Consider the following 23,461-nt stretch of genomic DNA (forward strand, 5'->3'; position numbering starts at 1 on the left):
GCAGCCGACCCGAAACTTCCGATCGCGTCGTTGATCGCGGTCGCGTGCGCTTCGACCGTCAGCGAGTTCATGTCGGTCCCCGGATCATCGATCCGGACGGGCGTGATCTCGGCGACGCCGATCGCGATGCGATCGTCGGCCCGTAGCGTCGCGGCCAGTTCCTCGCGCCGGTCGGGCGTGAGCCGTTTCGAGTCCCTGATCCCGTCGGGAAGGGCGACCGGGTCCTCGAGATGGACGGCCGCGGCGAACATCGATCCCAGGGCCGGGCCTTTTCCCGCTTCGTCGACGCCGAAGGGCATACCCGTCCGCTCGAAGGGCGAAGGCAAAACGGTTGTGACTCGGCCGAGTAGCCGATCGCAGAGCTAGCGGCCGCGTGGCCGCTCGTCTCGTCGCCGACTAACCGCAGTCGGCGACGATCGCTTCGATGTCCTCCCAGTCGAACGCCGAGACCGAGCGATCGGCGTGAACCGCGAAGAACGCGGTCTCGGAGAACGGGCCGAACTCCCGCTGGGTGAGCCAGACGCCGTCCGCCCCTCGTCAGCGTTCGCTCGGCTCGTCTCTGAAGTACTCCTCGTGCTCGAACGGCTCGTCCTCGCCTTCGACGCCGGTCACGTCCAGCGCCGTCACCTCGGCGTCGGTCTCGAGCAGGCCCGCCAGACTCGGCTCCGTCCGTCCGTTGTCGCTGCTGATGAGTTCTTTCACGTAGAGGCCGCCCTCGCCGTGGAGCCGTACTTCGGCCTCGGTCGGCGACCGCAGGTCGCCGTCGATCCCGTAGACAGTCCGTTCCCGGGTGAGTCCCGCCCGCCGGTGGTCGACCCGCTCGGGGGTATACTGGTCGACGGTCGTCCCCTCGAGTTCGGCGAGCGCGGTCTCGAAGGCATCCTCATCGACCGGCTCGGCGAACTCCACGTCGGCCCGGTAGTGTTTGCTCGCGTCGTGTTCCTTGACGCGCTCGACCATCTCGTAGGTCGCCAGCCGGAGCCCCTCGACCTCGACCGCACCCTCGGCGGCCTCGTTGATCTCCGCCTCGAGCGCCTCGGGGTCGGGATCGCGAAACCGGGGGCGTTTCACTTCGAGGACGAACGGCCGGCCTCCCTCGAGCATGCGGGCGTCGACGTCCTCCCGGCCCGCGCCGTGGAACGTGCCCTCGTCGCCGTTCATGGCGTCGACGACGTACGGGCGGACGACCTGTTCGACGCTGGTCTCGTACATGTACCCCGAGCCGCCGCAGTAGTCACAGGGCTCTTCGCCGTCGTCGCTAAGTTGGCTCCCGCTGCCGCCACACTCCCGGCAGGGCCACTCGGTTTGGGGGATGTCCCGCTCGAGTTTGCGGTAGCGGCCGTAGACGAACGCGGGGTTGATCTGGACGTCGACCGCGTGACCCGTGACGGAGTCCGACTCGAGGGCCTCGAGCGGGTCGAACCCCGCGAGATCGATGACGGCGAGGACGTCGGGCCGGTCGAAGTCGACCTCGGTCTCGGTCGTCGCGCCGACGCGCCGGCCGACTTCGCGGTTCAGTTCGCGTTTCATCGACTCGCCGACATCGGGCTCGAGGCCGGCGTCCTCCCGAAGCAGGCGTTCGTTCTCCTCGACCAGCGGCGGGACGCGGGTGCCGACCTGGTAGGTGGCGAACGCGGTCCCCTCGAGTGCGTCGACGATCGTCTCGGCAACGGCATCGAACGTGCCGCAGTACCCCTCACAGACCCAGCAGTCCGCGGGGTCGGTGGACTCGAAGTCATCGTCGTCGGCGAGTGCGACCGTCGTCCGTAGCGCCCGGCCGCGCTCGGCGTTGGTCAGCCCGAAACTCCGCTCGGCGAAGGGCCGCCCCAGACAGGAGTCACAGACGGCTCCGGTCGCCAGCAACTCGCGGGCGTCTTCCGTGATCATGTCTCGAGCATCGGGGGGCCGCGGGTAACACGTTTTCCCTTCACCGGGAGCACGAGGGATCGCCGCGTTGGCTGCGATTCACCGCCCGCGTGAACGCGCCGGCCGTGAGTCCGGACGTTCAAATGGATCGGCTCCTATCTCCCCTCATGCAGGATTTCCGACTGGATCGGCGCTCCTTTCTCGCCGCCGCGAGCGCCGGACTCGCCGGTGTTGCGGCCGGTTGTGCCGAACCACAGGCCGACAGCTCGATCGAAGGGGACTCCTCGTACGATCCCAACCACGACAATCTCGCGACTGGCTCGGCGTTCACCGAACTCTACAACGCCATCATCGAATCGGTCACGCAGGTCCGTGTCTTCGGGATCGAGGACCCCGACACCGGTGTTGAGGGGCGCGGGCAGGGCTCGGGCTTCCTCTACGACGAGACCCACGTCGTCACCAACGACCACGTCATCGGCAACGGCGACGCGGCCGACATCCAGTACATCAACGGCGACTGGGCCGGTACCAGACTCGTCGGCCGCGACTACCACAGCGATCTGGCCGTCCTCGAAGTCGATCACGTTCCAAGCGGCGTGCCGCCGCTGTCCCTGAGCGAGCACCGCCCCGTCGTCGGCCAACAGGTCGCTGCGGTCGGCAACCCCTACGGGCTCGAGGGATCGATGTCCGCGGGGATCGTCAGCGGCGTCGACCGGAGACTTGACATCCCACAGCGACAGTTCTCCTTCTCGAACGTCATCCAGACCGACGCCGCAGTCAATCCCGGCAACAGCGGCGGGCCGCTCGTCGATCTCGAGGGGGAAGTTATCGGCGTGATTAACGCCGGCGGCGGCGACAATCTCGGCTTCGCCGTCTCGGCACGGCTCGCGGAGCGCGTCGTCCCCGCGCTCATCGAGTCCGGGTCGTACGACCATTCGTATCTGGGGACCCGACTCAGGTCCGTCGATCGACTCGTCGCCGAGGCGAACGACCTCCCCGAGGCGACTGGCGTTCTCGTTACCGCCATCGTCGACGGCTCGGCCGCCGCGGGCGTCCTCGAGCCGTCACGGCGGGCCATCGAGCGACGCGGCGAATCGATCCCCGTCGGCGGCGATGTCATTCTGGCGATGGACGGCGAACCGATCCCCGACCGTCATGCGCTTTCGACGCACCTCGCACTCGAGACCAGTCCCGGCGACACGCTCTCGGTTCGGCTTCGGCGGGACGACGAGACGATCACCCGTACCCTCACGCTCGGCGCTCGGCCGTCGGTCTCGCGGTAGCGGGCAGGCGACTTTCGGACGGCGCTCGGGCCGGATGCAATCGTTCGAAACATGTCGTTACGTCGTCCGGGAGCCCGTGGTCCGTCGTCTGTACGCCGTTGCGCACCCCGAGTCGGTCCGTAGCGAACGCGTACACGTCAGCACCGGTCGAATTCTTCTCCGAGCGATCGAACCGGTTGAGTCGAATCGGTCTCGACCGCTCCCGTCCGAATTCGCGCCGTTAACATCTTGATAACAATAGTAGTGGCTCCGGTAGCACTCGTCGGCGCGAGTATCCGTCGCCAGAGACACCATGACCGATGCCGACTGCCACACGCCAGACGGTGAGGAACCGACTGTCGAGTTCGATCACGTCATCGTCGAGAACGACGACGCCCCCGACGAGTGTGCACTCTTTCCGCATGCGGCCAGCGAGGACGAACTGACGACCGCCTGGATCGCGGCGTACGACGACTCGTTCGTCGCCCTCGAGTCGATGCGGTAGGCGGACGATGCACCTGAGCCGTCCCGTTACGGCTGCCGCCTTCTGGCTCGGTACCCTCCTGCCCGTCGTCTATCCTCCCGTCATCGTCGCCGGGATCGACTCGCTGAGCCGCCTCTCCCTGTTCGTCGGTCTCGTATCGATCCACGCGCTCGCCCTCGTCGTCGGCCACGACTATTCGGGATCGCGATCCCGGTAACTCCGGGCGCGTCTCCCTCTCTTTTCGACCTGTCGAACGCCGAGACCACTCGAGTCGGCAGTCCGTCCCGATTCGGGACGGGTCACTGCTGCGTAACAAAGGGCTAAATAGTGTGTTATGGTACCACTACACATGAAAACGCGGTGCCCACTCTGCCACCGAACGGTTCCCGGCGACACACAGCACTGGTGTCGCTGCGGCAAAGCAATGGATCCACGGTGTTACGACGCACACCGTGACTGGTGTGCGGTCCATGGCGACGATCGCTGGATCGGCGCGCTCGAGCGGTAGCGGCGGTTCAGTCCCGACGAATGGCGGGAGCCGGACGACGGGCTCCGCCGTCGGCCGACTGACCGCGGGACCTCAGTCGAGCGAAGCCGACCAGACCTGTACCCGCGGCGTTCCGCAGCTATCACAGACGATCGCCCTGTTGTCCTTGTACCGGCCCCGCTCGAGTTCGCCGTCCGAACAGTGGTGACAGGCTCGTCCCTCGAGGAGCGCGAGCAACTGCTGACGGCCGCCGGCGTCCGCGGACTCGGAGTTCGCCATACAGTGCTCACACACCGGATCGCGGGGAAACGGTTGGCCATGCCTATGCAGCGTCGCGAGACGGGACGAGTCGAAGCGCCTATGCCGATCACCGATGTACGACCGCGGGATGTGGCCCTGGGGACACCTCGCCGTTGCCTACCTGTTGTACACCGTCGGTAGCCACCGTCGATTCGGGCGGCCGCCACGTGCCGTCCCGGCGATCGCGCTCGCCATCGGCTCACAGACGCCGGACCTGATCGACAAACCGCTCGCGTGGAACTTCGGCATCTTGCCCGGCGGCCGGACCCTCGCACACTCGCTGTTCGTCGCCGCCCTCCTCGTCCCGGCCGTCCTCCTCGTCACGGATCGACTCGAGGGCCGCGCGGTCGGCATTGCCTTCCTTGTCGGCTACTGCTCGCACCTCCTGGCGGACGTTCCGCCGGCGGTCCTTTCGGGGGAGTTCGCCCACGCCGCCTATCTCCTGTGGCCGGTCCTCGAACAGCCCCCCGAAGTGCCGGTCGCCGGCATCCTCGACGCCATCCTCCACTACTACGCGCTGGGGCCCTACGAATGGGTCCAGTTCGGTCTCTTCGCCGTCGCCGTCCTCGTCTGGTATCGCGACGGCCTGCCCGGCCTCAGACTGCTCGACGGGCGACCCGGGCGACGATCGAGCGCGTAATGCTTCTCGTCCCGCCGTCTACCGGCACTGTCTACTCGAGCGACCGCTCGAGACCTGGCGCGCCTCGGTAGACCGAGACGGTCCCCTCGCTCGTGATAACGATCGTATGCTCGTCGATCGCGAACTCGAGAACGATGTCGCGATCGGTCGCCGCGGCGTGTTCGAACAGGGCGACCATCGCCTCGGGCTCGACCCGGTCGAAGAGCGTCGGCCGATCGTCCATCGACCGGTCGTCGACGGCGGCGATCGCGTCCACCACCGTCGGAATGATCGCCGCCGGCTCGTCGTATGTCACGCTGACTCGGGGGCCGCCGTCCGCGAGCACCGTCTCGCCGTTCGAGCGGGTCATAAAATGCAACTTATTCTCACTCAAAGATATATATTATCGATGTTTTCACCGATCGAGACGCGGAATCGATCGGGGGCCGCTCGAGGCGAACCGTGGCAGCTATTCCCCCTGTCGGCCTTGAACCCCTATGCGCCAGTTCGTACTCATTGGTCACGACATCCCCACGGAGCCCGACTTCTCGCTGGACGACCTCGCGGGCGGAGCCGGTCGCCTCGACGCGCTCTGCCGGTCGATCACCGCCGCGTTCGTCACCTCTCATGGCATCCGCGAAACCGTCCGCGTTCACCTGGTTGCACAGGACGAACTCACCGTTACTTTCGACGGGAGCGACCTCCGGCGGCTCAACCCCGACGAGCGCAGCACCGCCGCGCTGGTCCGGACGGCCCTCGAGCACCGCGACGAAGCCATCGGCGCGCTTCCCGCGGAGCCCAGTCCGGGGATCGAGGTCTACCGCCGCGGCTTCGAGGGCACGCTCGAGGAACTCGCCGCCGATGGCCCGGTCGTCCACCTCCATGAGGACGGCGAGGCGGTCGTCGACGTCGGCCCGGACGCGCTCGAGGACGGGGTTTTCGTGCTGTCGGATCATCACGACTTTACGGCCGAGGAGGCGGACCTGCTCGAGGCCGTCGCCGATCGCCGGCTTCGACTGGGTCCCGAACTCCTGCACGCCGATCAGGCGATCACTGTCGCACACCACTTCCTTGATACGGACGGGTACGAGCGGTTTTGAGCTCGATTTCGGTGGAAGACGGCTCGGGGGACCGGAGCCCCGTCGGGCGGTTCGAGGACCGATCCGGAAGCGTTAAACGATCGGACGCGTACACTTAGAATGCGGGCCGGTGGGGTAGCTTGGTATCCTTCGGCCTTCGGGTGGCCGTAACCGCGATTCGAATTCGCGCCGGCCCACTTTTCCCCACGTTCGTTCCTCCAGCCCATGGCTTTCGGCCGGTCGGACCCGCGTTCCCGTGGGCGACGCGAACGAGAACACGTGAGACGAGCGAAACGACTCTTGCGTGCGTCGAATGCACGCCGATACGCTTTCGCTCCTCCGGTGCAGACGATGTCGAGCGGGATCCGGTCCGACCGTTCAGCCGCGGTCCGTGCGAGTCGTCCGGCTGTCCGCGATACTGATGGTAGGTCCCGCTTGCTGTCGCCGGCAGCACGACGATGACCTATCGAAACCGGCGAATTGTTATTTTAGTGAAAAGACTTAAATTCCAATTCGTGGGGCGTTGTTGATGCAATGTCGAAAAACGAACCGTGGCGCTCGAGCAGGGACCGACGATCAGTTCTGAAAGGACTCGGTGCGGTCGGTGCAACTTCGGTAGCGGCAGTCACGCTGTCGGGCACCTCTACGGCGGCGTCGACCCAACGAGGCGAGACCGCAGCGATTCCCGAGTCCCTCGCACGAGCGGTTGCAAAGGCGAGAGTCGACTACAAGAGCCGACACGAGCACTTCGCGGAGTTCGATCCGAACGGCCTCGCGGACCCGGAACTGTTCTACGCTGCCGTCGATCGGAACGGAGCACGAGAGTATCTCCCGGCCGCGTGGGTGTTCCCGATCGAGACTGACGGGACGGAGGTCGGCCACATCGCAATTGGCGCGCAACCGTGGCTTCCGCCGGTGATTCGCTGTGGGACCGGAGTGGCCCCTCAGCATCGCGCGGCCGAGCTGACCATCGCCGGAAATAGTGTCGAGCGCTCGGACGCCGACGCGTCCCGATTCGTCTACAAGCACCCGATGCTGTTCGGGCTCGAGCTGCAGTCGGACGGTCACCGTCACCCGGTATTCGTCGATCTGTACAGTGGTGTCACCACTACTGTCGATGATGTCCCACCCGACGAGCCCTCGAAAATGGAGACATCGCAGGCCGAGGCACAGTGGCAGGGGATTCGACAGTCCAGGACCCGAAACGAGACGCTCTCGTATAGCGCCTCCTCGAGCGAGAGTATCAGCGGTGTCCCGAACTGGGACGGTGACGTGTGCAGTGCCGGCTGGATCGGGTGCTCGCCCGCCGCCGGGTCGATGGTCGTCGGGTACCACGAAGACATCACGGGAGTGGATTGCGATCTCATGGATGAGTTGGCCGATGAGATGGGCACGGATGACAAAGGAAGGACCAAGCCGTGGAACATTCCTGACGGCATCGAGAGCCACGATTCGTCGTACGCTGCACACAACACCTACCACGGACGACGGTCGGAGATCATGGACGAGATCGACTCGGGGCGGCCGTGTATCGTGAGCTACTGGGGCGATAAAGCGTCGACAGTTTCGGCGGAATCGGGGAACGTCGACTTGCCGGACTGGGTCCCGGAGCTAGTCGGTCACTCGGAGACCGTTGTCGGGTACGAGCAAGACGACAATTCGTGGTGGGACCCTACCGAGCCGTCGTTGCATGTGACGACACACGACACGTACGGTGACGTCAACGAACTCACGTTCACGTCGACTTCGGTGTCGTTTTTCATCACATCGATCGCTCCGTAACTCCTCGTCCAGCACCCCAAAAATAAAACCGGCCAATAAACGTAGTACAGCCAACATGAGTTCGTCACTCGTAACCACCACTACAGTCCGCCGCACGGAAGTAGCGTTGGCAGTGCTCGTACTCGGGTCCGCGGTCGTTCTTCTGGTTTTTAACGGCGGCCCAAGCGCTCTCTCCCGGAACGAAACGATACGGGACGCGTTGATCTGGACCCTGTTCTTCCTCGTTCCACTCGCTCTCGCGGGGACGACGCTGCTGGCGGTCGTGGCCGACACGGTAGGCATCGGCTCCGTGCTAGCCGGCGGAGTCGCAGTCGTGACGCTCGGTACCGTTGTGTTGGCCGTCTATACACTCCTCGCACCAACCGAAGGCGGGGTCTACTTCGGGCATTTCTTCTCGTACGGCGCGGCCCTGGCGCTCTCCGTCGTGGTGTTGGTTAGACCCATCATCGACCGACTGTCCGCGAATGTGTGGCTCCGACCGGGGCTGATCGAACTCTCATAGGCCCGAGATCACGGCCGTTGCGGACGGTCACCCCCTGCGTCTCTTTCGCATTGGCGTCCGCGGTGCCACCGCTGCGAATCGGTCGACAGCCCGGTCGGTTCTCCCATGGCCCTCGCTGAGCGATCCGCTCGGCGATCCGATCACACGTCCGGGTCCTACTCCGCGTTCGCTCCGGCGGCCTCGCTATCGTCGTCGAAGACCTCGTTCTCCTCGACGACTCGATACGACGGGTCGTCACACGAACAGGCGTTGTGGGGACTCACCGGTCGCACCGTTCCGTCCTGACACGACCACACGGTAAAGAGTTCGCTGCAGGAGTCACAGACACCGGCCGCCTTCGTCTTGTCTTCGTCCGATCGTGTCACGGCGATGGCCCCACTCGCAGTACACTGTCAATGGTTCCCAGTCGGAAAGTCTCTCGGGTCGGACTGACCGATGGCCGGCCGCTCCTGGGGCGATCCGTTCCCCGTCTCGAGTGTCGCCCGCCCCGAGAGCGACCCGCGTCACTGACCGCCGGAGAGTTTCTCGGCCCGCCGCGCCTGCTCGGTGCGCCGACTGGCCTGCTCGAGTCGCTTCCCCGTCGCGTTCGAGAGCGAGGCCGGAACGTCTGTCCGTGCCTCGGCGAGTCGCTCCTCCACCCGTTGGAGGCGTTCGAGGACGGTCTCGAGTTGCCGCTCGGTGGCCCCGCGGTCGTTGGCGCGCGCCCGCTCGGCGGCTCGCCGGGCGGCGTCGACGACGGCCGCGAGGGAGCGCTCGAGTCCGGTGACGGCGTTCGACGAACCGCTGTCCTCGTGTTCCGTCCCGTCATCGCCATCACCATCGTCATCGTCGCCGACCGTCGCGATCTCGGCTCTCGTCTCTTCGGCAACTTCGGCGACGAACGCCGCGAGGGACGCTTTGCCGGTCTCCGGGCGCTCGATGCGGACCGCCGATTCGGCGTCGGGGTCCGGATTGACCCGATAGGCACCGATTGCGTCGTCCGCGTCCCGTACCTCGGCCGTGTAGGCCCCGCCGCGGTCGACGTAGACGGCGTCGCGCCCGTCAACTGCCGACTCGTAGAGCCGCCCGGCGAAATCATCCTCGACGGCCACCTGCGAGAGGTCGCTCGTTCCGCGTTCGTCGCCGACTACTAATTTCGTCGCCCGATCGCGAGCCACCAGCGGAATCTCGCCGTCGACGCCCGCCGTCGTCGGGGCCCCGTCGTCCGAGACGGTGACGCGCTCGCTGTGTGGTTCCCGTCCCGCACCGTTGACGGTTACCCGGTGGTCGCCCGCGGGGATATCCCGTGCGACGGCGATGCCATCGAACGTCGGGACCGCTTCGGGTTCGCTCTCAAGCAGGACGACCGCCTCGAGATCGAGCTCGGTCGTGGTCAGCCCCTCGTTCGCCGGCGCGTCGTCGCTCGCGATCACGTCGGTGACGCGGCTGATGACGGTATTGACCGGGGCTGCCTCGCCGATCGCGTCGTAGCGCTCGGCCAGCGCCGTTCGGTGGTTCGGGACAGAGATGTCCGCTGCCGGGTTGTCGTACCGGGGCTGGCTCCACGGGGTCCCCGTCGATGTGAGGTGGCCGGCGACGGCGTCTTCGACCGCTGTCGGGACACGAAACTCGAAACTCAGTTGCGGGCCGGTGAAGTCCGCGATGTGCTCGAGATCACCACTCGGGACGAGGTCGTACTCGATGTCGGCATCGGCCGCGCCCGTCCGCTCGTGGTGGCGGAAGACGAGTCCCGTTTCCCGCGACGGGAGGTCCGTCGGCGGCGATGTCACCGCATCGAACGACCGCACTGTCAGTTCCTCGTCGAGCAGCGACTCGCGCGTGACCGAGGGCAGTCGTTCGTGTTCGTATATCGGCTCGCCCTCGTACTCCGGGACGAGATAGGGGAGCCGCGAGCCCTCGTCGCGGGGTAGACCGTACGCCAGCGGCACGTCGGCGAGGTCTTCGATGCCCTCGATGGCCGTGTTCGTGATGTCCGCGAGCAGGTCGCCGACGGCGACTCGCTGGAAGCGATCGGCCGCCTCGTTGACCGAGAGCGCGCTCGAGTGCGAGCCGAGTTCCGAGAGGATGCGCGGGACCATGTCGGGATCCGGGTCCAGGTACTCGTTGTTCGGCACTGTCCGCGAATGGGAGCTGGCGACGTACAGCTGGGGCTCGTCGGTCTCCGTGTCGACGAAGACGTGCAACACTTCCCAGTCGTGCCAGTGGAAGTTGGTCGTGAACTGGTCGAACGCCGAGTAACACCAGAACTGGACGACGGCCAGCGGCGACGACTCGTACTCGACGGCGTGATAGAAGACGGTCGGGTTCGGCGGGCTCCCGTCGCCGTCGTGTTTGTGGTAGCCGTCGACGGCATCGAATCCGGTGACGACCGTCTCGCCGTCCCGTTCGCTGGTGTACGGCCGTGGATCGGTCGGAAACCACGATTCGTGGCTGTCGAAGTACAGCGTCGGTGCGAACCGCGTCGCCAGCGCCCGCGCCGTCTCGTCGTCAACCGGACTCGTTCGGCCGTCGGCTTCCCGTTCGAACGCCGAACAGCCGGCGAGTGCGGCCCCGCCGGCGCTGGCGAGCGCGCCCAGAATCGTTCGCCGATCGATGTCGCCCCCCGTTTCGTCGGTCACGCTCCATCACGATCCGTCGCCGAATCGACGCCCGCAACTGCACCTGCCTCTGACATACCATCTCATGAGTCGCTCCGCTCAAGAATTCTTCCGTCCGTCTCCGAACGAAGCCGTAGACCGGCCCGCTCGAGGGGACACTCGAGCAGCGCTCACTCGTCGGGCGGCATTGCTTCCGCAAACGCCGATTCGGTCCCCGGTTCACGTGTCGGGCCGAGAGGCGTCGCTTCCGACGCGCTCGGCGACCGTCACGAGGGTCGGTGTCGTCAGTTTCGGTTCCAGCGTGTGCGCGGGTGTTCCGCCTGTTTCTCCGAGCGTAACCCGTCGTCCTCATCGTCGATTTCGTATCGCGCATTTTGGTTTATCAATGCGGAACCGATCGATAATGCGATGTCGGGATGATGACCCCCGAGCGGATCGGCCGCTCCCGATCGGGGGCGTTCAGGGGTGACCGCTGTCGACTGACACAGACCGACTCGAGACGCGTTACAGAACTCGATCCGGCCGGATTCGCAGAAGCACGCGCTCGGTTTGGATCGTCGGCTGATACTCGTCGACGCCCTGGTAGCGACGGGCGAGTTCGTCGATGTGGTCGCGAGCGCCGTCGGTGGTGACGGCGTCGACTTCGCCAATCACCGAGAGGAAGCGATAGGGGTCGTCCGGGTCGGTCATACTGACGCCGACGCCGGGGTTGTTCCGGACGTTACGCTCTTTCTGCCGGCCCCGCTCGGTGTTGATCAACAGTCGGTCGTCGGCCTCGTCGTAGTCGATCCACACCGGCGTGACGTGCGGGAGTCCGTCTGCCGTCAACGTCGCGACGTGTGCGAACGTCTTCTTCTCGAACAGATCGTGGAAATCGTCGGGTATCGAGGCCATAGCCATCGTGTTCCTTTGCCACCCCTGGCCTTGTGTTTGCTGCCGACACCCACCGACCCTGACCGGTCTCGAGGTCACCGGATCGATCGCCCGCAGACGAGGGTTGGTGCGGCCCGGCCGGCAGCGACCACGCAAGTGTCGGCTGACGGCTTATACACCTCGACGCTGACTCCCTGCGTATGACTGATCGTCAGCCGTCGACCCGTCGACGAGTGCTGAAACTAGGCGCAGCGGCCTCGACCGCGCTCATCGCCGGCTGTGGCGGACCAGGAGACGGCGGAGACGAAAACGAGACGGGGATGAACGAAACCAACGAGACTGGCATGAACGAGTCTAACGAGACGGGGATGAACGAAACCAATGAGACCGGAATGAACGAGTCTAACGAGACGGAGATGAACGAGACGAACGAAACCAACGAGACCGGGATGAACGAGTTCAACGAAAGCAACGACAGCGAATAGCGTCCGCGCTCGAGTTCGGCTCGTCGAGACGGGACGTAACCGTTACCGGTCCTCGCTGCCTTCCTCGAGTAATGACCGAGGGACTCGAGACGGCTGTCGAGGAGACGGACGCGATCGCCGAACGGCGGGACGAACTGGCGGCCCGCGTTCGGACACACGCCGGCGAGATCGCGCGGGAACTCGCCGTCTTACAGGGCGGGGACTACGGCCAGGAAACGTTCACCACCGACGCCGGCAGTTGGACGCTCAAGTACGAGGCCGGCGACGTCCAGTACCTCCGCTTCGACCCGCAATCCGGCGCGGATATCTACGTCGTCTCGAGCAAACACCCGCCCGAACCCGAGCCCCTCGAGCGGGCGATGGCCGACTACGGCGCGTTCGTCGAAGCCTACAACGAGTACGTTCGCTCGTTTGACGGCCTACTGACGGATGTCGACGACGAGTTTCCCGCCGTCGAATCGACAGCGGAGTTGGTGGCCGAACGGGACCGGATCGTCGACCGGGTTCGCGATGTCTGTGACGCGATGGCGAGCCAACTCCACCGGTACGACGGCACGTACGGGACCTATGCGACGACGATCTCGGGCACCCGCTGGGAACTGAAGTGGGAGGACGACCGCGCGTCCTATCTGCGGGTCGGCGGCTCCGACGGCGTTTACCTGCTCTCGCAGTACGGCCCGCCGGCGGCTCCGGAGGTACGCCGACTGGCCGACGACGTTCCCGCCTTCGTCGCCGACTTCAACGATCACGTCACCGCTCTCGAGGCGGATCTCGAGGGCGTCAGCTTCGCCGACGTCTAATCGCCACGGCGTGGTGGACTGTCAGAGACGCCTGTGTCGCCATCACTTCGGTCGGCATCGGCCCCGACGGTCGCGGCCGCGTTTCGCAGGGATACCGAGCGAACCCGAACGCTCTATACCGAAACTAGTAGCCGTTTTGTACCGTCTGGACCTAGTAGACGGTGGCGACGACGGTCGCCTGGATTATCATGGATGGCCCGACCCACGCCGATGAGGGAACTGCCCACGAGTACGCGGCCGAAACCGACGAAACCGATCCCGCGGGGCCGATGCTGTTCGACGCGATCGTCGTCCGCTACCAGTCCGGAAACGATCGCTGTACGCTCGTTCCCCGTAACGGCTCCACCGACGAGAAGCTGAACGCCTGGCTCACTGCGGATCTGGAGACGGTCGTCGATCTCGACGACGCTCGCTGACGGCGACTGGGTCCGCCGGAGACCCTGACGCGAAGCGATGCGCTTTGCGGTCTCGCCATCGAAAGAACACGGTCAGGAGCTACACGTCGACGTACTGGTCGACCCACTCCTGACGGCGCTGCAACGCGCGTCTGCCTTTCGGCGTCAGCGCGTAGTAGTTCGTCCGCCGGTCGAGTTCGCCTTTCTCGACGAGATCCGTCTCGACGAGCGTATCGAGGTTCGGATACAGCCGGCCGTGCGTGACCGGCTGCTCGATGTAGCTATTGATGTCGTCGAGAATCTCCTGCCCCGACGGTCGGTCTTTCCCTGCGATCACGTACAACAAATCACGCTGGAAGCCAGTTAGCTGGTCCATGGATCACCCTCTGAATGACGACGGTCACGGCTCCGTGGCTTTGTTATAGAGCTGGTACGTGGCGCTCGCGAGTCGGAACGCACCGCGTAGGCTCCCGCTGGGCCCGCGGCTCGAGGGGGGAGTCGCTCCTCTCGAGTCCGCCCGCGTGACGCGGCGTTTTTGACGGGCACCGCCGTACTGGCGGGTATGCCAACCGATCCACTCGCCTGGGAGACGCGCGAGCGACGGGTAGCCTACTCCTGTCCGGGGTTCGATGTCGTTAACGAGTCCGTTCGGTATCCCGACGGCTCCGACGGCGAGTTCGACTACCTCTCGGAGCCGGCCAGCGTCTGCATCTTGCCGTTTACCCCCGACGGCGATGTCGTCTGCATCGACGAGTGGCGACAGGCCGTCTCACGGATCAGCCACGGACTCCCCGTCGGCGGCACCGAACCGGATGACGACGATCTCGAGACGGCTGCGCGCCGGGAACTCGCCGAGGAGACCGGCCACGAGGCCGAGACGCTGGAGCAGCTCGTCACCGTCGAACCGGCCAACGGGATCGCGGACGCCGTCTTGCACGTCTTCGTCGCTCACGGCTGCCGGCCGACCGCCGAACAGCGACTCGACCACAACGAGAGCATTCGCGTGCGGACGCGGTCGCTCGCCGACCTGACCGATGCGGTGGCCGACGGCGAGATCCGTGACGGGCGGACGGTGCTTGCCCTCTCGTACTATCGGCTCTTCGACGACGGAGACGGGTCGGCGTAGCGAACGGTGTCCGGCGTTCGATACCGCCGACCGTCACTGGGTCACGCGATCGATCCGGTTCGATCAGCCGAGTATGGCTCCGTCGCTTTCGTTGCCCCCATTATCGGTTTCGTTCGTGCTTTCGTTGCCCGTTTCGGTTACCGACGCGTTGTCGTCGCCTTGCTGCTCGAGTGCCGCTTGGACGCCCTCGGTTTCACCGACCGAAACCGTACTCACGTTGCTGCTTTCGACCATCATCGAACTCGCCGAGAGCGACGAAATCGTCTCACCCTCGGTCATCTCGGCGTCGTCGACTGCGGTTTCGGTCGTCTCGTTGTCGGCCGTCTCGTTGGCTATGTCGTCCGTCTGGGTGCCGTCTTCGGACTCGTTGTCGTCGGTCTGGTTGAATATGCCATCCGTCTGGTTACCGTCTTCGGACTCGTTGTCGTCGGTCTGGTTGAATATGCTATCCGTCTGGTTACCGTCTTCGGACTCGTTGTCGTCGGTCTGGTTGAATATGCCGCCCATCTGGTTGCTCGCTTCTGACTCGTTGTCGGCCGTCTCGTTTGCTTCTTGGGCCGTCTCCCCGTCGTCAACCCGATCGAGCGTGCCGATGGTCATCGATTCGAACGTGATCTCATCGACGTCGAACTCCTCGACGGTCAGCGACTCGATCATCTCGGTGCTTTCGTTCGTCTCCCCGGTACTTTCGTTCTCGTCGGCGGTGCTTTCGTTCGTCTCGCCGCCGCCATCGCCGTCACCGCCGAACAGACCGCTGACGAAATCGGAGATGCCCGAGAGGATTCCCCCGTCGCCGTCCTCGACGGTGAGGTCCTCGATCATCAACCGATCGGCGGTCATCGACTCGATCGTCATGTTCTGAACCGCCACGGTATCGGCGTCTTCGCTGAGCACCTGTTCGATGCCGTCCGCCGATTCGTTGTCGGTCGCGGCGGCGCTCTCGTTGTCGCCCTCACTCTCGTTGGCCCCGTCGATGCCACCGTCCGTCTCGAGGTCGGTGATCGAGACGTTCTCGAGCGCGAGCGAATCGAGGGAGACGTTCGAGATCGTGACGCCGCTGGTCTCGGACTGGTTACCGGCCGCGGACTGGTTGCCCGCCGACTCGTTCAGTTCCTCGAGCTGCTCGCTGTCCTGGATGTCCAGCTGTTGGACACTGAGCTCCTCGATCGTTGCGTTTTCGACGGTTATGTTTTCGAGTTCGAGCGTGCTGACCTGTACGTTCTCGAGCGTTGCGCTCGTGTCGCTCATGTCTCCGGCGTCGTTCGCGGCTGTGTCCGTGGTCGCTCCACCGACGAGGGCGGGACCCCCCGAGAGCAGAACCAGCAGCGCGACGAACGCGACGCCGATGTGTTGCGATCGTGAAACCATGCGCGCCGGGGTAGGATCGTCGCGGGGCTAAAACGGGCAGACTGTTACGGCATTACCGACGGGAAAATCGATGTTTCGGGCACGAGATCGAGCGGGTACGGCCGACCCCGTCGTCCCTCGTTCGATCGCCACGCCCGCCGGGAGTCGAGCGGAACCGACACGCCGGTATCGCGCCGTCTCCCGTTGCACGGCCGTCCGAGACCGGATCGCACGTCGACCGATTCCACAGCGATCGGTTACCGTCCCCTCCGGATGCAAAGTATCGGTTATCGTGGTGAAACGGCACCGACTGCTGAGTTGCAGGCCCGTTCGGGCGAGACCGGCGGCTCGTCCTGCCGACCGGGTTCCGGCACGGTCGCTCGAGGCTGTGGCCAAGCGGACGGGTCCGTTACCCGAGCCGGAGCTCTCGCGTCTCGACGGCGTTGCAGGTGGGACAGACGAACTGATAGCGGACTCGCCCGCCCGAGGTGGTGACACGCCACCCACCCTCCGTGTCGACGTATCCGCAGGCCGGACAGCGGAGGTCCGACTCGTCGAACTTCTCGCGGAGCCGCTCGAACGGTGACCGATGCACCGACATATGTTAGTATACACCACGACACTATATAACATTGTTCCGCCGGATTCCCGGCTCGACCGTTGACCGATCACAACGGTTCTTAGGCAGCCATCCGTAGAGGGCATATGGACGATGTCGACACGGAGCGCGGTCGCCCCGTCGACGACGCCGCAGCGGCGGCCCGCGCCCTCGAGCACGTGGTCGATCCGGTCGTCGCAGTTACCGAGGGAACGATCACGTACGCGAACGAGGCCGCTCGCGACGCCTTCGAACTCGGCGACGCCGACCGCGAAGCGGCGACCGCGCTCGGGACGCGCTGGACCCGCCTCGCAACGGCGATCGACGAGACGACCGTCGGTACCGCCCGGCAAGTCGACCTGGCGGACCACCGAGAGCGCGTCCGTATCCACCGCGGGGCGAGCGGCGCGACGCTGACGTTCGAGCGCGAGGGGACGAGCGCCGACGCCACCGCCGAGAGCGTGGGTAACTCCCGCTCGGGCGCGAGCGATCGACTGGTGAAAGACCGCGCGCTCGAGGAGGCCCCCGTCGGGATCACCATCTCCGACCCGGACCGCGAGGACAACCCGCTGGTGTACGTCAACGAGGCCTACGAGGAGATGACCGGCTACGAATTCGACGAAGTCGTCGGCCGGAACTGTCGGTTCCTCCAGGGCGAAGACTCCGACGAGGCAGCGATCGCCGAAATGGCGGCGGCCATTGACGAGGATCGGCCCGTCACCGTCGAACTCAAGAACTACCGCAAGGACGGCACCGAGTTCTGGAACGAGGTCACGATCGCTCCCGTTCGGGACGAGGACGGCCGCGTGACCAACTACGTCGGCTTCCAGAACGACATCACAGCGCGCAAGGAGGCCGAACTCGCGCTCGAGCGACAGACCGAGGAACTCCAGTACATCCTCGATCGCGTCGAGGGGCTCATTCAGGACGTTACCGCCGTCGTCGCGGGCTCGACCGACCGCTCGGAACTCGAGCGCGAGGTCTGTGCGCGGATCGCCGCGGAGGACGCCTACGACGGGGTCTGGATCGGCGAGCGCAACCCCGCGACCGGGACGATCGACATCCGCTCGAGCGTCGGCGACGGACCCGACGGGGGGACCGTTGCAACCGATACCGGCCACCCCGCCGCCGAGGCGCTCGCGACGACCGATCCGGCCGTCGATACCGCCGACGGACTGACGCGCGCCGCGTTTCCGCTGTCGTACAACGGGATCGAGTACGGCGTGGTGACGATACGGACGGAGCGAGCGATCGACGACCGCGAAACGGTGATCCTCTCCGCGCTCGCCCGCGCGGTCGCCAGCGGCGTCAACGCCCGCGAGACGAGCCGCATGCTCGCGACCGATGCCGTCGTCGCCGTCGAGCTCGAACTGACCGACCGCACCCTTCCGCCGGTCGCCCTCTCGGCGGCGGCCGACTGTCGTCTCGAGTACAGCCGGTCGGTTCACCGAACGGACGACGAGACGGCATCGTTGTTTACCGTTACCGGCGCGAGTGCCGACGAGATCACCGCAGCCGCCGACGAACTGGCCGACGCCGACTGTCGCATCGTCGTCGAGCGCGACGAGGAGTGTCTCGTGGAGGTAACCGGCGGGGAGGACCTCGTCGGCTGGCTCTCCGAGCGCGGCGTCCGCACGAAGGCCATCGACGCCGAGGCCGGTCGCGCACGCGTCACGCTCGAGATTCCGCGCTCGGCGAACGTGCGTTCGGTCGTCGAGGCCGTCGAAGACCGCTACGACGGGACCGATGTCCTCTCGTTCCAGCAGCGCGAGCCCGACAGCGAGACCCGCCAGGAGTTCGCCGCCCGTCTCGAGGAGGCGCTGACCGATCGTCAGTTCGGCGCGCTACAGCGGGCGTATCTCGGCGGCTACTTCGAGTGGCCGCGGCCGACGACCGGGGAGGAACTGGCCCAGTCGATGGGCGTCTCCCGACCGACCTTCCACGAACACCTGCGGACGGCCGAGGCGAAACTGTGTCGAGCCTTCTTCGGGGACGCGTAGTCGCTGTCACAGTGACTGTCACGGCTCGAGACCTGTCCCCGCGCCGTAGCATCGAGACCGCTCGTGGACGGTCGCCGAGGTTTATATGGCTCGTCGTGGGAAGCGGTGCTATGTTCGCGTTCGCACCTCCGCTGCAGATGGGCGGCGGTGAGTACCTGTACTTGGCGCTCATCTTTTTGCTCCTCGTGATCGTCGCCGCCGTCGGTGCCCGCGGCGTTGCCGGGATCTCGATGGAGATCGAACGGATCTTCGTGCTGGTCTTTATCATCCTCGCAGTGATCGCGCTGTTGTTGTAACCACCCCGCTCCGAGCGAAATCGGGGTCGGCGGACCGCTCGTTCGACCAGCGGCTGGCTCGTGCGGGCGACCATTGCCGGTTACGGTTCCGCAGTACGTGCCGGCGCGGCCGACCGTCCGCCTCGAGTCGCTGTCGATCACGTAACCGGTTCCGGTTGCGAACGGCTGAGAACGACTAACACGATGGCGGCCGTATACAAGAACGAACGGTTACTATGACAGCACTCGGCGGATTTCAGGACAGGGTCGCCCGCATCGATCTCTCGGACGGGGAGATCGCGTACGAGTCGATCGACGACGAGGACGCAGCGAAGTATATCGGTGCGCGGGGGCTCGGGGTAAAGTACGTCTTCGACCAGGGACCGGGGGTCGATCCGCTCGGTCCCGACAACCTGTTGGCCTTTATGAATGGCCCGCTGTCGGGCACGCAGGTGACGATGAGCGGTCGGATCGCCGTCTGCACGAAGTCGCCGCTGACCGGGACCGTCACCGACAGTCACCACGGCGGCTGGTCGGGAGCCCGGCTCAAGTGGGCCGGCTTCGACGGACTGTGCTTCGAGGGCGAGGCCGACGACCCGGTCTACGCCTACGTCGAGGACGGGTCCGTCGAACTCCGGGACGCCTCCCATCTCTGGGGTGCGGGTGTCCACGAGACACGGGACCGACTCGAGGAGGAACTCGAGGGGTCGTACGGCAAGAACCTCTCGTTGATGGCGATCGGACCCGCCGGCGAGAACGGCGTCAAGTACGCCTGCATCATCAACGAGGACGACCGAGCCTCGGGACGGGGCGGCACCGGCTGCGTGATGGGGTCGAAGAACCTCAAAGCGGTCGTCATCAAATCGACTACGGAGATGCCCAAGCCGGCCGATCCGGAGACGTTCAAAGAAGGCCACCAGCAGGCGATGCAGGCCATCCAGGAGTCGGAGGTCACCGCGCCCAACGAGGGCGGCCTCTCGATGTACGGGACGAACGTCTTGATGAACATCGGCGAGGAGATGGACGGCCTCCCGACGAAAAACGGTCAGTATACGTCGACCGAAAGCATGCGCGACACGGAGGGCGTCGACATCGACGCCGAACGCGTCTCCGGCGAGAACGTCCGTGAGAACATCCTCGTCGACGAGCCGACCTGTCACTCCTGTCCGGTCGCCTGCAAGAAGGAAGTCGAGGTGACCGCGATGCACAAAGGCGAGGAGATGAACGTCCGGACCGAGTCCTACGAGTACGAGTCGGCGTACGCGCTCGGCCCGAACTCCGGCCACACCGACCGCGACAAGATCGCGCTCATGCTCGAGCGCTGTAACGACATGGGCATCGACACCATCGACGGGGGCAACATGATGGCGATGGCTATGGAAATGACCGACGAGGGCAAACTCGAGGGCGTCGGCGAACTCGAGTGGGGCGACACCGAGACCATGATCGAGATGATCGAGCGGATCGCCCGCCGCGAGGACGAGTTCGCGGACCTGTTGGCCGAGGGCCCGCGCCGCGTCGCCGACCGCAAGGACGCCCACGACAACTCGCTGGCAGTCAAGGGTCAGACCATCGCGGCCTACGACCCGCGCTGTATGAAGGGGATGGGCATCGGCTACGCCACCTCGAACCGCGGGGCCTGCCACCTGCGCGGGTACACTCCCGCCGCCGAAATCCTCGGGATCCCCGAGAAGGTCGACCCCTACGAGTACGAGGGGAAAGGCGAGCTCACCGCTCAGTTCCAGGACCTCCACGCCATCAGCGACTCGTTCGACATCTGCAAGTTCAACGCCTTCGCGGAGGGCATCGAGGAGTACGTCCTGCAGTACAACGGCATGACCGGCCGCGATGTCACCGAGGAGGAACTGCTCGAGGCCGGCGAACGGATCTACAACTTGGAGCGGTACTACAACAACCTCAACGGCTTCGACGGGAGCGACGACTCGCTGCCAGCGCGCTTCCTCGAGGACGGTATCCGCGGTCAGGGTGCCAGCGAGGGCGAGTACTGCGAACTCGCCGAGATGAAAGACGAGTACTACGACCACCGCGGCTGGGTCGACGGCGTCGTCCCTGACGAAAAACTCGACGAACTCGGAATCGAACTCGGGCCGGGGACGGGCGTCAGCATCGAGGGCGGTGCGGCTGCATCGAGCGACGACTGACTCGAGTCCGGGACCGTTCGGATTTCGGCGTCCATCTCGGTCTGCGTGTCACGGATGGGTGACTGCCGATCACACCACTCGAGACGACCGTCTGGGACGAAACTATCGCTCTCATGTCGACCACCTATCTAATATTGGTTATTTCTACTAGTCATACACGTTATATCGTATATGCTGGTTAGTGGCCTGATACTTGTTGAATGTAGTGTTCCGGTACATTATTATAATCCGACTCATATCTGCTCGTATGAGCCTACTGAAAGAATGGAAGGGAGTGAACAGCTACATGATCAAGGACCCGGGAACGTTCTTCTCGGCGTACAACGAAAACCACGGGATCGCCTACCCGATCGCGTTCATGCTGCTCTCGTATCTCGCCGTCATGCTGCCGATCGGGGTGCTCGCTGCGGTATTGAACATCACGTCACCGACCGATGCGGCGATCGGTCTGGTGCTCTTTCTCGGAATCGGCGTCGTGTACTGGATACAGGGACTCATCGAAGCGTTGCTCGCCCACGGGTGTGCGTACCTCTTCGGTGCGCGCGGCGTCTCGAAAACGCTCGAAGCGTACGCGTTCCCGACCGTCGTTCGGTACGGTTTGTGGTGGGTTCCCCTGGTGAACATCGCACTCGGACTGTACGGCCTCTACCTGCAGATCAAAGCCCTGTCGGCGTTTCACGACATTTCGACCGGAAAAGCTGCGATCGCCGCGCTCTTCCTTCCGGTGCTGTTCATGGTTCTGGTTACCGTCATTATCGCAGCAGTTATCGCCACATTCGTCCTTGAGTTGGGCTCACAGCCCGGCCCACGGCCGGCTATGTACCTGCTCGGGATCGTCGCGTAGGGCCCCGGCTGCCGCTCGAGCCTCGCCGCGGCTGTTGATGCGGGAACGGTGCTCGAATAGCGTCGAGTAGGCTGTCCGTCTCCCGTCCGCGACGCTCCGAACGGACCAGTGCTGGCGACGGGAGTGCACGGCGAGACAGAGAATCAGTCGTCGGCAACGGCGTAGGTCGATCCGATGTCGGCCTCGGCGTCGGGCTTGGTCAGTTCGATTGCGACGCTGCCGTCGTCGATCGAGACGAGCACGTCGTCGAAACTCTTCGAATACTCGGTCGCGTGCTTGCCGGAGGTGTTGATCCGGACCTGCTCGTCGACCAGGTCGGCCTCGGTCAGCATCTCGACCTTTCGGTAGGCCGTCGACATCGGAATGTCACACTCCTCGGAAACCTCCGTCGCCGTCAGGGACTCCTCGGTCGTCGCCTCGAGGATGGCTCGACAGGCGTCGTCGTCAAGTGCGGCGAGGACTGCCTTCGGATCGGTTGATTCGTCGGCTTGCCATCCGTGTTTCCGGGCGTCGGGGTTCGTAGCGGACATCTGTTGTATCTTCTAATATCGACCCAGCCCCCTCGTAATGACTCCCAATAAATACAGGGGCCTTTATATAGGGTCACGTATTCCGGATCAGTTGACCCTGCGTGTTTTTTCGAGGGACGATCGGACCCGACGGCCGGTCGTGAGATCCGCGGTGTGGCACTCCTCTCGCGTCCCGGCCTCGTGCTCGACCCGCTCGCGGTCACGGGCACAGGGTTTAGGGGGCCTGCCTTCCCAGCAGTGAGTAATGGTTTCGGGGATTCGTGCGGAAGTGAAGATCGACGACCCGTCCGAGTGCGTCGTCGCGCAGGTCTCGGCCGAGACGGACGGTCGGGTCAACTCCGTCTCGCGGAGTATCAACCCGTCCGCGCCCGACCGCATGACCGAGGAATTCATGCTCGAGGCCGACAGCTATCCCGACGAGTTCGACGTCGACGCGGCACTGTCACCGATCTTCTCCTACGGCTCGAGTGCGGTCTACCGATACGAGCGCGACCTCGAGTGCGGTTGCCCCTGCGAGTGTATCGAGGCACACGACTGCCCGGTAGTCGACATCCGCACGCAGGGGGCGGCGCTGTTCCTGACCTTTCACGCACCGGACATGCACGCGCTCCAGGCCGTCATCGGCGACCTGCGCGAGCGCTACGCGACCCTCGATGTTCAGCGACTGCTGCAGTCCCAACAGGATCACGACGACCGCAACCTCGTCTTCGTCGACCGGAGTACGCTGACCGACCGCCAGACCGAAGTCCTCGAGACGGCCCACCGAATGGGCTACTTCGATCACCCCAAGCGGGCCAACGCCGGCGAAGTCGCCGACGAACTCGGAATCACCGGGACGACGTTCACTGAACATCTCGCGGCAGCCCAAACGAAACTGCTCGACGCGATTCTCGATCACGAGTAGCGGTGAGTCGCCGAGCCCGGACTCGGGGCGCGATGGCTCGAGACCTATGAACGTAACGGGTCCTATAGGGAACCGGAACCGAACCGCAACCCTATATATACTGGACACACAGCTATACGGTAGACAGGCGAAGTTTCACGCGGC

Annotated in this window: 26 protein-coding genes, 1 tRNA gene and 1 pseudogene; 17 read left to right on the top strand and 11 right to left on the bottom strand. The window is 65.0% G+C overall.

Annotation, left to right across the window (positions count from 1 at the left end; genetic code table 11):
• Both rnhB and C486_RS14195 read right to left on the bottom strand, forming a co-directional pair.
• Window positions 1-299 (bottom strand): annotated as a pseudogene (rnhB, locus tag C486_RS14190) (ribonuclease HII); the annotation flags it as partial.
• A gap of 238 nt (window positions 300-537) precedes the next feature.
• Window positions 538-1,887: a tRNA pseudouridine(54/55) synthase Pus10 gene (locus tag C486_RS14195; RefSeq protein WP_008457265.1), complete on the bottom strand. Its 1,350-nt coding sequence runs from the start codon at window positions 1,885-1,887 to the stop codon at window positions 538-540.
• Window positions 1,888-2,033: 146 nt separating this feature from the next.
• Here C486_RS14195 and C486_RS14200 point away from each other — a divergent pair, with 146 nt between their 5' ends.
• The 3 genes from C486_RS14200 (at window position 2,034) to C486_RS14210 (ending at window position 3,829) form a co-directional block, all read left to right on the top strand.
• On the top strand, window positions 2,034-3,149 hold the full coding sequence (locus C486_RS14200) for a S1C family serine protease (protein WP_008457267.1): 1,116 nt from the start codon (window positions 2,034-2,036) through the stop codon (window positions 3,147-3,149).
• A 292-nt stretch (window positions 3,150-3,441) separates the two neighbouring features.
• Window positions 3,442-3,633 (top strand): DUF7511 domain-containing protein, encoded by a 192-nt coding sequence (locus C486_RS14205; RefSeq protein ID WP_008457269.1) that lies wholly within the window; start codon window positions 3,442-3,444, stop codon window positions 3,631-3,633.
• Window positions 3,634-3,640: 7 nt separating this feature from the next.
• Complete coding sequence (locus C486_RS14210; protein WP_008457271.1) at window positions 3,641-3,829, top strand: hypothetical protein; 189 nt, start codon at window positions 3,641-3,643, stop codon at window positions 3,827-3,829.
• A gap of 363 nt (window positions 3,830-4,192) precedes the next feature.
• Here C486_RS14210 and C486_RS14215 read toward each other — a convergent pair whose 3' ends face one another.
• Window positions 4,193-4,378, bottom strand: coding sequence for an HVO_A0556 family zinc finger protein (locus C486_RS14215; protein WP_008457277.1), 186 nt, complete (start codon window positions 4,376-4,378; stop codon window positions 4,193-4,195).
• 109 nt (window positions 4,379-4,487) lie between these two features.
• On the opposite strand from C486_RS14215, the gene C486_RS14220 reads away from it, so the two are divergent.
• Entirely contained in the window at window positions 4,488-5,039 is a 552-nt protein-coding gene (locus C486_RS14220) for a metal-dependent hydrolase (RefSeq protein ID WP_049888580.1), read from the top strand.
• Between the two features lie 31 nt (window positions 5,040-5,070).
• Here C486_RS14220 and C486_RS14225 read toward each other — a convergent pair whose 3' ends face one another.
• The gene (locus C486_RS14225; protein WP_008457279.1) at window positions 5,071-5,388 is read right to left on the bottom strand and encodes a HalOD1 output domain-containing protein; all 318 of its coding nucleotides are present in this window, start codon (window positions 5,386-5,388) and stop codon (window positions 5,071-5,073) included.
• Between the two features lie 127 nt (window positions 5,389-5,515).
• Here C486_RS14225 and trmY point away from each other — a divergent pair, with 127 nt between their 5' ends.
• From trmY to C486_RS14245, 4 genes are all read left to right on the top strand, one after another.
• Complete coding sequence (gene trmY / locus C486_RS14230) at window positions 5,516-6,118, top strand: tRNA (pseudouridine(54)-N(1))-methyltransferase TrmY (RefSeq protein ID WP_008457280.1); 603 nt, start codon at window positions 5,516-5,518, stop codon at window positions 6,116-6,118.
• A 103-nt stretch (window positions 6,119-6,221) separates the two neighbouring features.
• Window positions 6,222-6,294, top strand: a tRNA-Pro gene (locus tag C486_RS14235).
• Window positions 6,295-6,631: 337 nt separating this feature from the next.
• Window positions 6,632-7,879 (top strand): C39 family peptidase, encoded by a 1,248-nt coding sequence (locus C486_RS14240; RefSeq protein ID WP_008457281.1) that lies wholly within the window; start codon window positions 6,632-6,634, stop codon window positions 7,877-7,879.
• A gap of 55 nt (window positions 7,880-7,934) precedes the next feature.
• The gene (locus C486_RS14245; protein WP_049910591.1) at window positions 7,935-8,381 is read left to right on the top strand and encodes a hypothetical protein; all 447 of its coding nucleotides are present in this window, start codon (window positions 7,935-7,937) and stop codon (window positions 8,379-8,381) included.
• A gap of 155 nt (window positions 8,382-8,536) precedes the next feature.
• Here the strand turns inward: C486_RS14245 and C486_RS14250 are convergent, their stop codons facing one another.
• From C486_RS14250 to C486_RS14260, 3 genes are all read right to left on the bottom strand, one after another.
• Window positions 8,537-8,746 (bottom strand): hypothetical protein, encoded by a 210-nt coding sequence (locus C486_RS14250; RefSeq protein WP_008457284.1) that lies wholly within the window; start codon window positions 8,744-8,746, stop codon window positions 8,537-8,539.
• Window positions 8,747-8,884: 138 nt separating this feature from the next.
• Window positions 8,885-10,999, bottom strand: coding sequence for a hypothetical protein (locus tag C486_RS14255; protein WP_008457290.1), 2,115 nt, complete (start codon window positions 10,997-10,999; stop codon window positions 8,885-8,887).
• Window positions 11,000-11,482: 483 nt separating this feature from the next.
• Entirely contained in the window at window positions 11,483-11,872 is a 390-nt protein-coding gene (locus C486_RS14260) for a PPOX class F420-dependent oxidoreductase (protein WP_008457291.1), read from the bottom strand.
• 179 nt (window positions 11,873-12,051) lie between these two features.
• Between C486_RS14260 and C486_RS14265 the strand changes: the two genes are divergently transcribed.
• From C486_RS14265 to C486_RS14275, 3 genes are all read left to right on the top strand, one after another.
• Window positions 12,052-12,336 (top strand): hypothetical protein, encoded by a 285-nt coding sequence (locus C486_RS14265; RefSeq protein WP_049910592.1) that lies wholly within the window; start codon window positions 12,052-12,054, stop codon window positions 12,334-12,336.
• Window positions 12,337-12,407: 71 nt separating this feature from the next.
• Window positions 12,408-13,136, top strand: coding sequence for a hypothetical protein (locus C486_RS14270; RefSeq protein ID WP_008457293.1), 729 nt, complete (start codon window positions 12,408-12,410; stop codon window positions 13,134-13,136).
• A 161-nt stretch (window positions 13,137-13,297) separates the two neighbouring features.
• Entirely contained in the window at window positions 13,298-13,552 is a 255-nt protein-coding gene (locus tag C486_RS14275; protein WP_007107924.1) for a DUF7511 domain-containing protein, read from the top strand.
• A gap of 79 nt (window positions 13,553-13,631) precedes the next feature.
• Here C486_RS14275 and C486_RS14280 read toward each other — a convergent pair whose 3' ends face one another.
• Window positions 13,632-13,907 (bottom strand): PadR family transcriptional regulator, encoded by a 276-nt coding sequence (locus C486_RS14280; RefSeq protein WP_006187123.1) that lies wholly within the window; start codon window positions 13,905-13,907, stop codon window positions 13,632-13,634.
• 186 nt (window positions 13,908-14,093) lie between these two features.
• Between C486_RS14280 and C486_RS14285 the strand changes: the two genes are divergently transcribed.
• A complete protein-coding gene (locus C486_RS14285) occupies window positions 14,094-14,657 on the top strand; it encodes an NUDIX hydrolase (RefSeq protein ID WP_008457294.1) in 564 nt (187 codons plus the stop codon).
• A 63-nt stretch (window positions 14,658-14,720) separates the two neighbouring features.
• Here the strand turns inward: C486_RS14285 and C486_RS14290 are convergent, their stop codons facing one another.
• Window positions 14,721-16,025: a hypothetical protein gene (locus C486_RS14290; RefSeq protein ID WP_008457295.1), complete on the bottom strand. Its 1,305-nt coding sequence runs from the start codon at window positions 16,023-16,025 to the stop codon at window positions 14,721-14,723.
• 388 nt (window positions 16,026-16,413) lie between these two features.
• Window positions 16,414-16,605 carry an HVO_0649 family zinc finger protein gene (locus tag C486_RS14300; protein ID WP_008457297.1) on the bottom strand — a complete coding sequence of 64 codons (192 nt, stop codon included), beginning with the start codon at window positions 16,603-16,605 and terminating at the stop codon, window positions 16,414-16,416.
• Window positions 16,606-16,709: 104 nt separating this feature from the next.
• On the opposite strand from C486_RS14300, the gene C486_RS14305 reads away from it, so the two are divergent.
• The 4 genes from C486_RS14305 (at window position 16,710) to C486_RS14320 (ending at window position 21,883) form a co-directional block, all read left to right on the top strand.
• A complete protein-coding gene (locus C486_RS14305) occupies window positions 16,710-18,602 on the top strand; it encodes a bacterio-opsin activator domain-containing protein (RefSeq protein ID WP_008457298.1) in 1,893 nt (630 codons plus the stop codon).
• Between the two features lie 110 nt (window positions 18,603-18,712).
• Window positions 18,713-18,898: a DUF1328 family protein gene (locus C486_RS14310; RefSeq protein ID WP_008457300.1), complete on the top strand. Its 186-nt coding sequence runs from the start codon at window positions 18,713-18,715 to the stop codon at window positions 18,896-18,898.
• Between the two features lie 215 nt (window positions 18,899-19,113).
• Window positions 19,114-21,039: an aldehyde ferredoxin oxidoreductase family protein gene (locus tag C486_RS14315; RefSeq protein ID WP_008457302.1), complete on the top strand. Its 1,926-nt coding sequence runs from the start codon at window positions 19,114-19,116 to the stop codon at window positions 21,037-21,039.
• 247 nt (window positions 21,040-21,286) lie between these two features.
• Window positions 21,287-21,883 (top strand): type IV pilin N-terminal domain-containing protein, encoded by a 597-nt coding sequence (locus tag C486_RS14320; protein WP_049910593.1) that lies wholly within the window; start codon window positions 21,287-21,289, stop codon window positions 21,881-21,883.
• 143 nt (window positions 21,884-22,026) lie between these two features.
• On the opposite strand, the gene C486_RS14325 is transcribed toward C486_RS14320, so the two are convergent.
• Entirely contained in the window at window positions 22,027-22,413 is a 387-nt protein-coding gene (locus C486_RS14325) for a winged helix-turn-helix domain-containing protein (protein ID WP_008457306.1), read from the bottom strand.
• Window positions 22,414-22,657: 244 nt separating this feature from the next.
• Here C486_RS14325 and C486_RS14330 point away from each other — a divergent pair, with 244 nt between their 5' ends.
• Window positions 22,658-23,317 (top strand): helix-turn-helix domain-containing protein, encoded by a 660-nt coding sequence (locus C486_RS14330; protein WP_008457308.1) that lies wholly within the window; start codon window positions 22,658-22,660, stop codon window positions 23,315-23,317.
• Window positions 23,318-23,461 lie beyond the last annotated feature (144 nt).

This window comes from Natrinema gari JCM 14663 (genome assembly GCF_000337175.1).
In the GTDB taxonomy this organism is placed as follows: Archaea; Halobacteriota; Halobacteria; order Halobacteriales; family Natrialbaceae; genus Natrinema; species Natrinema gari.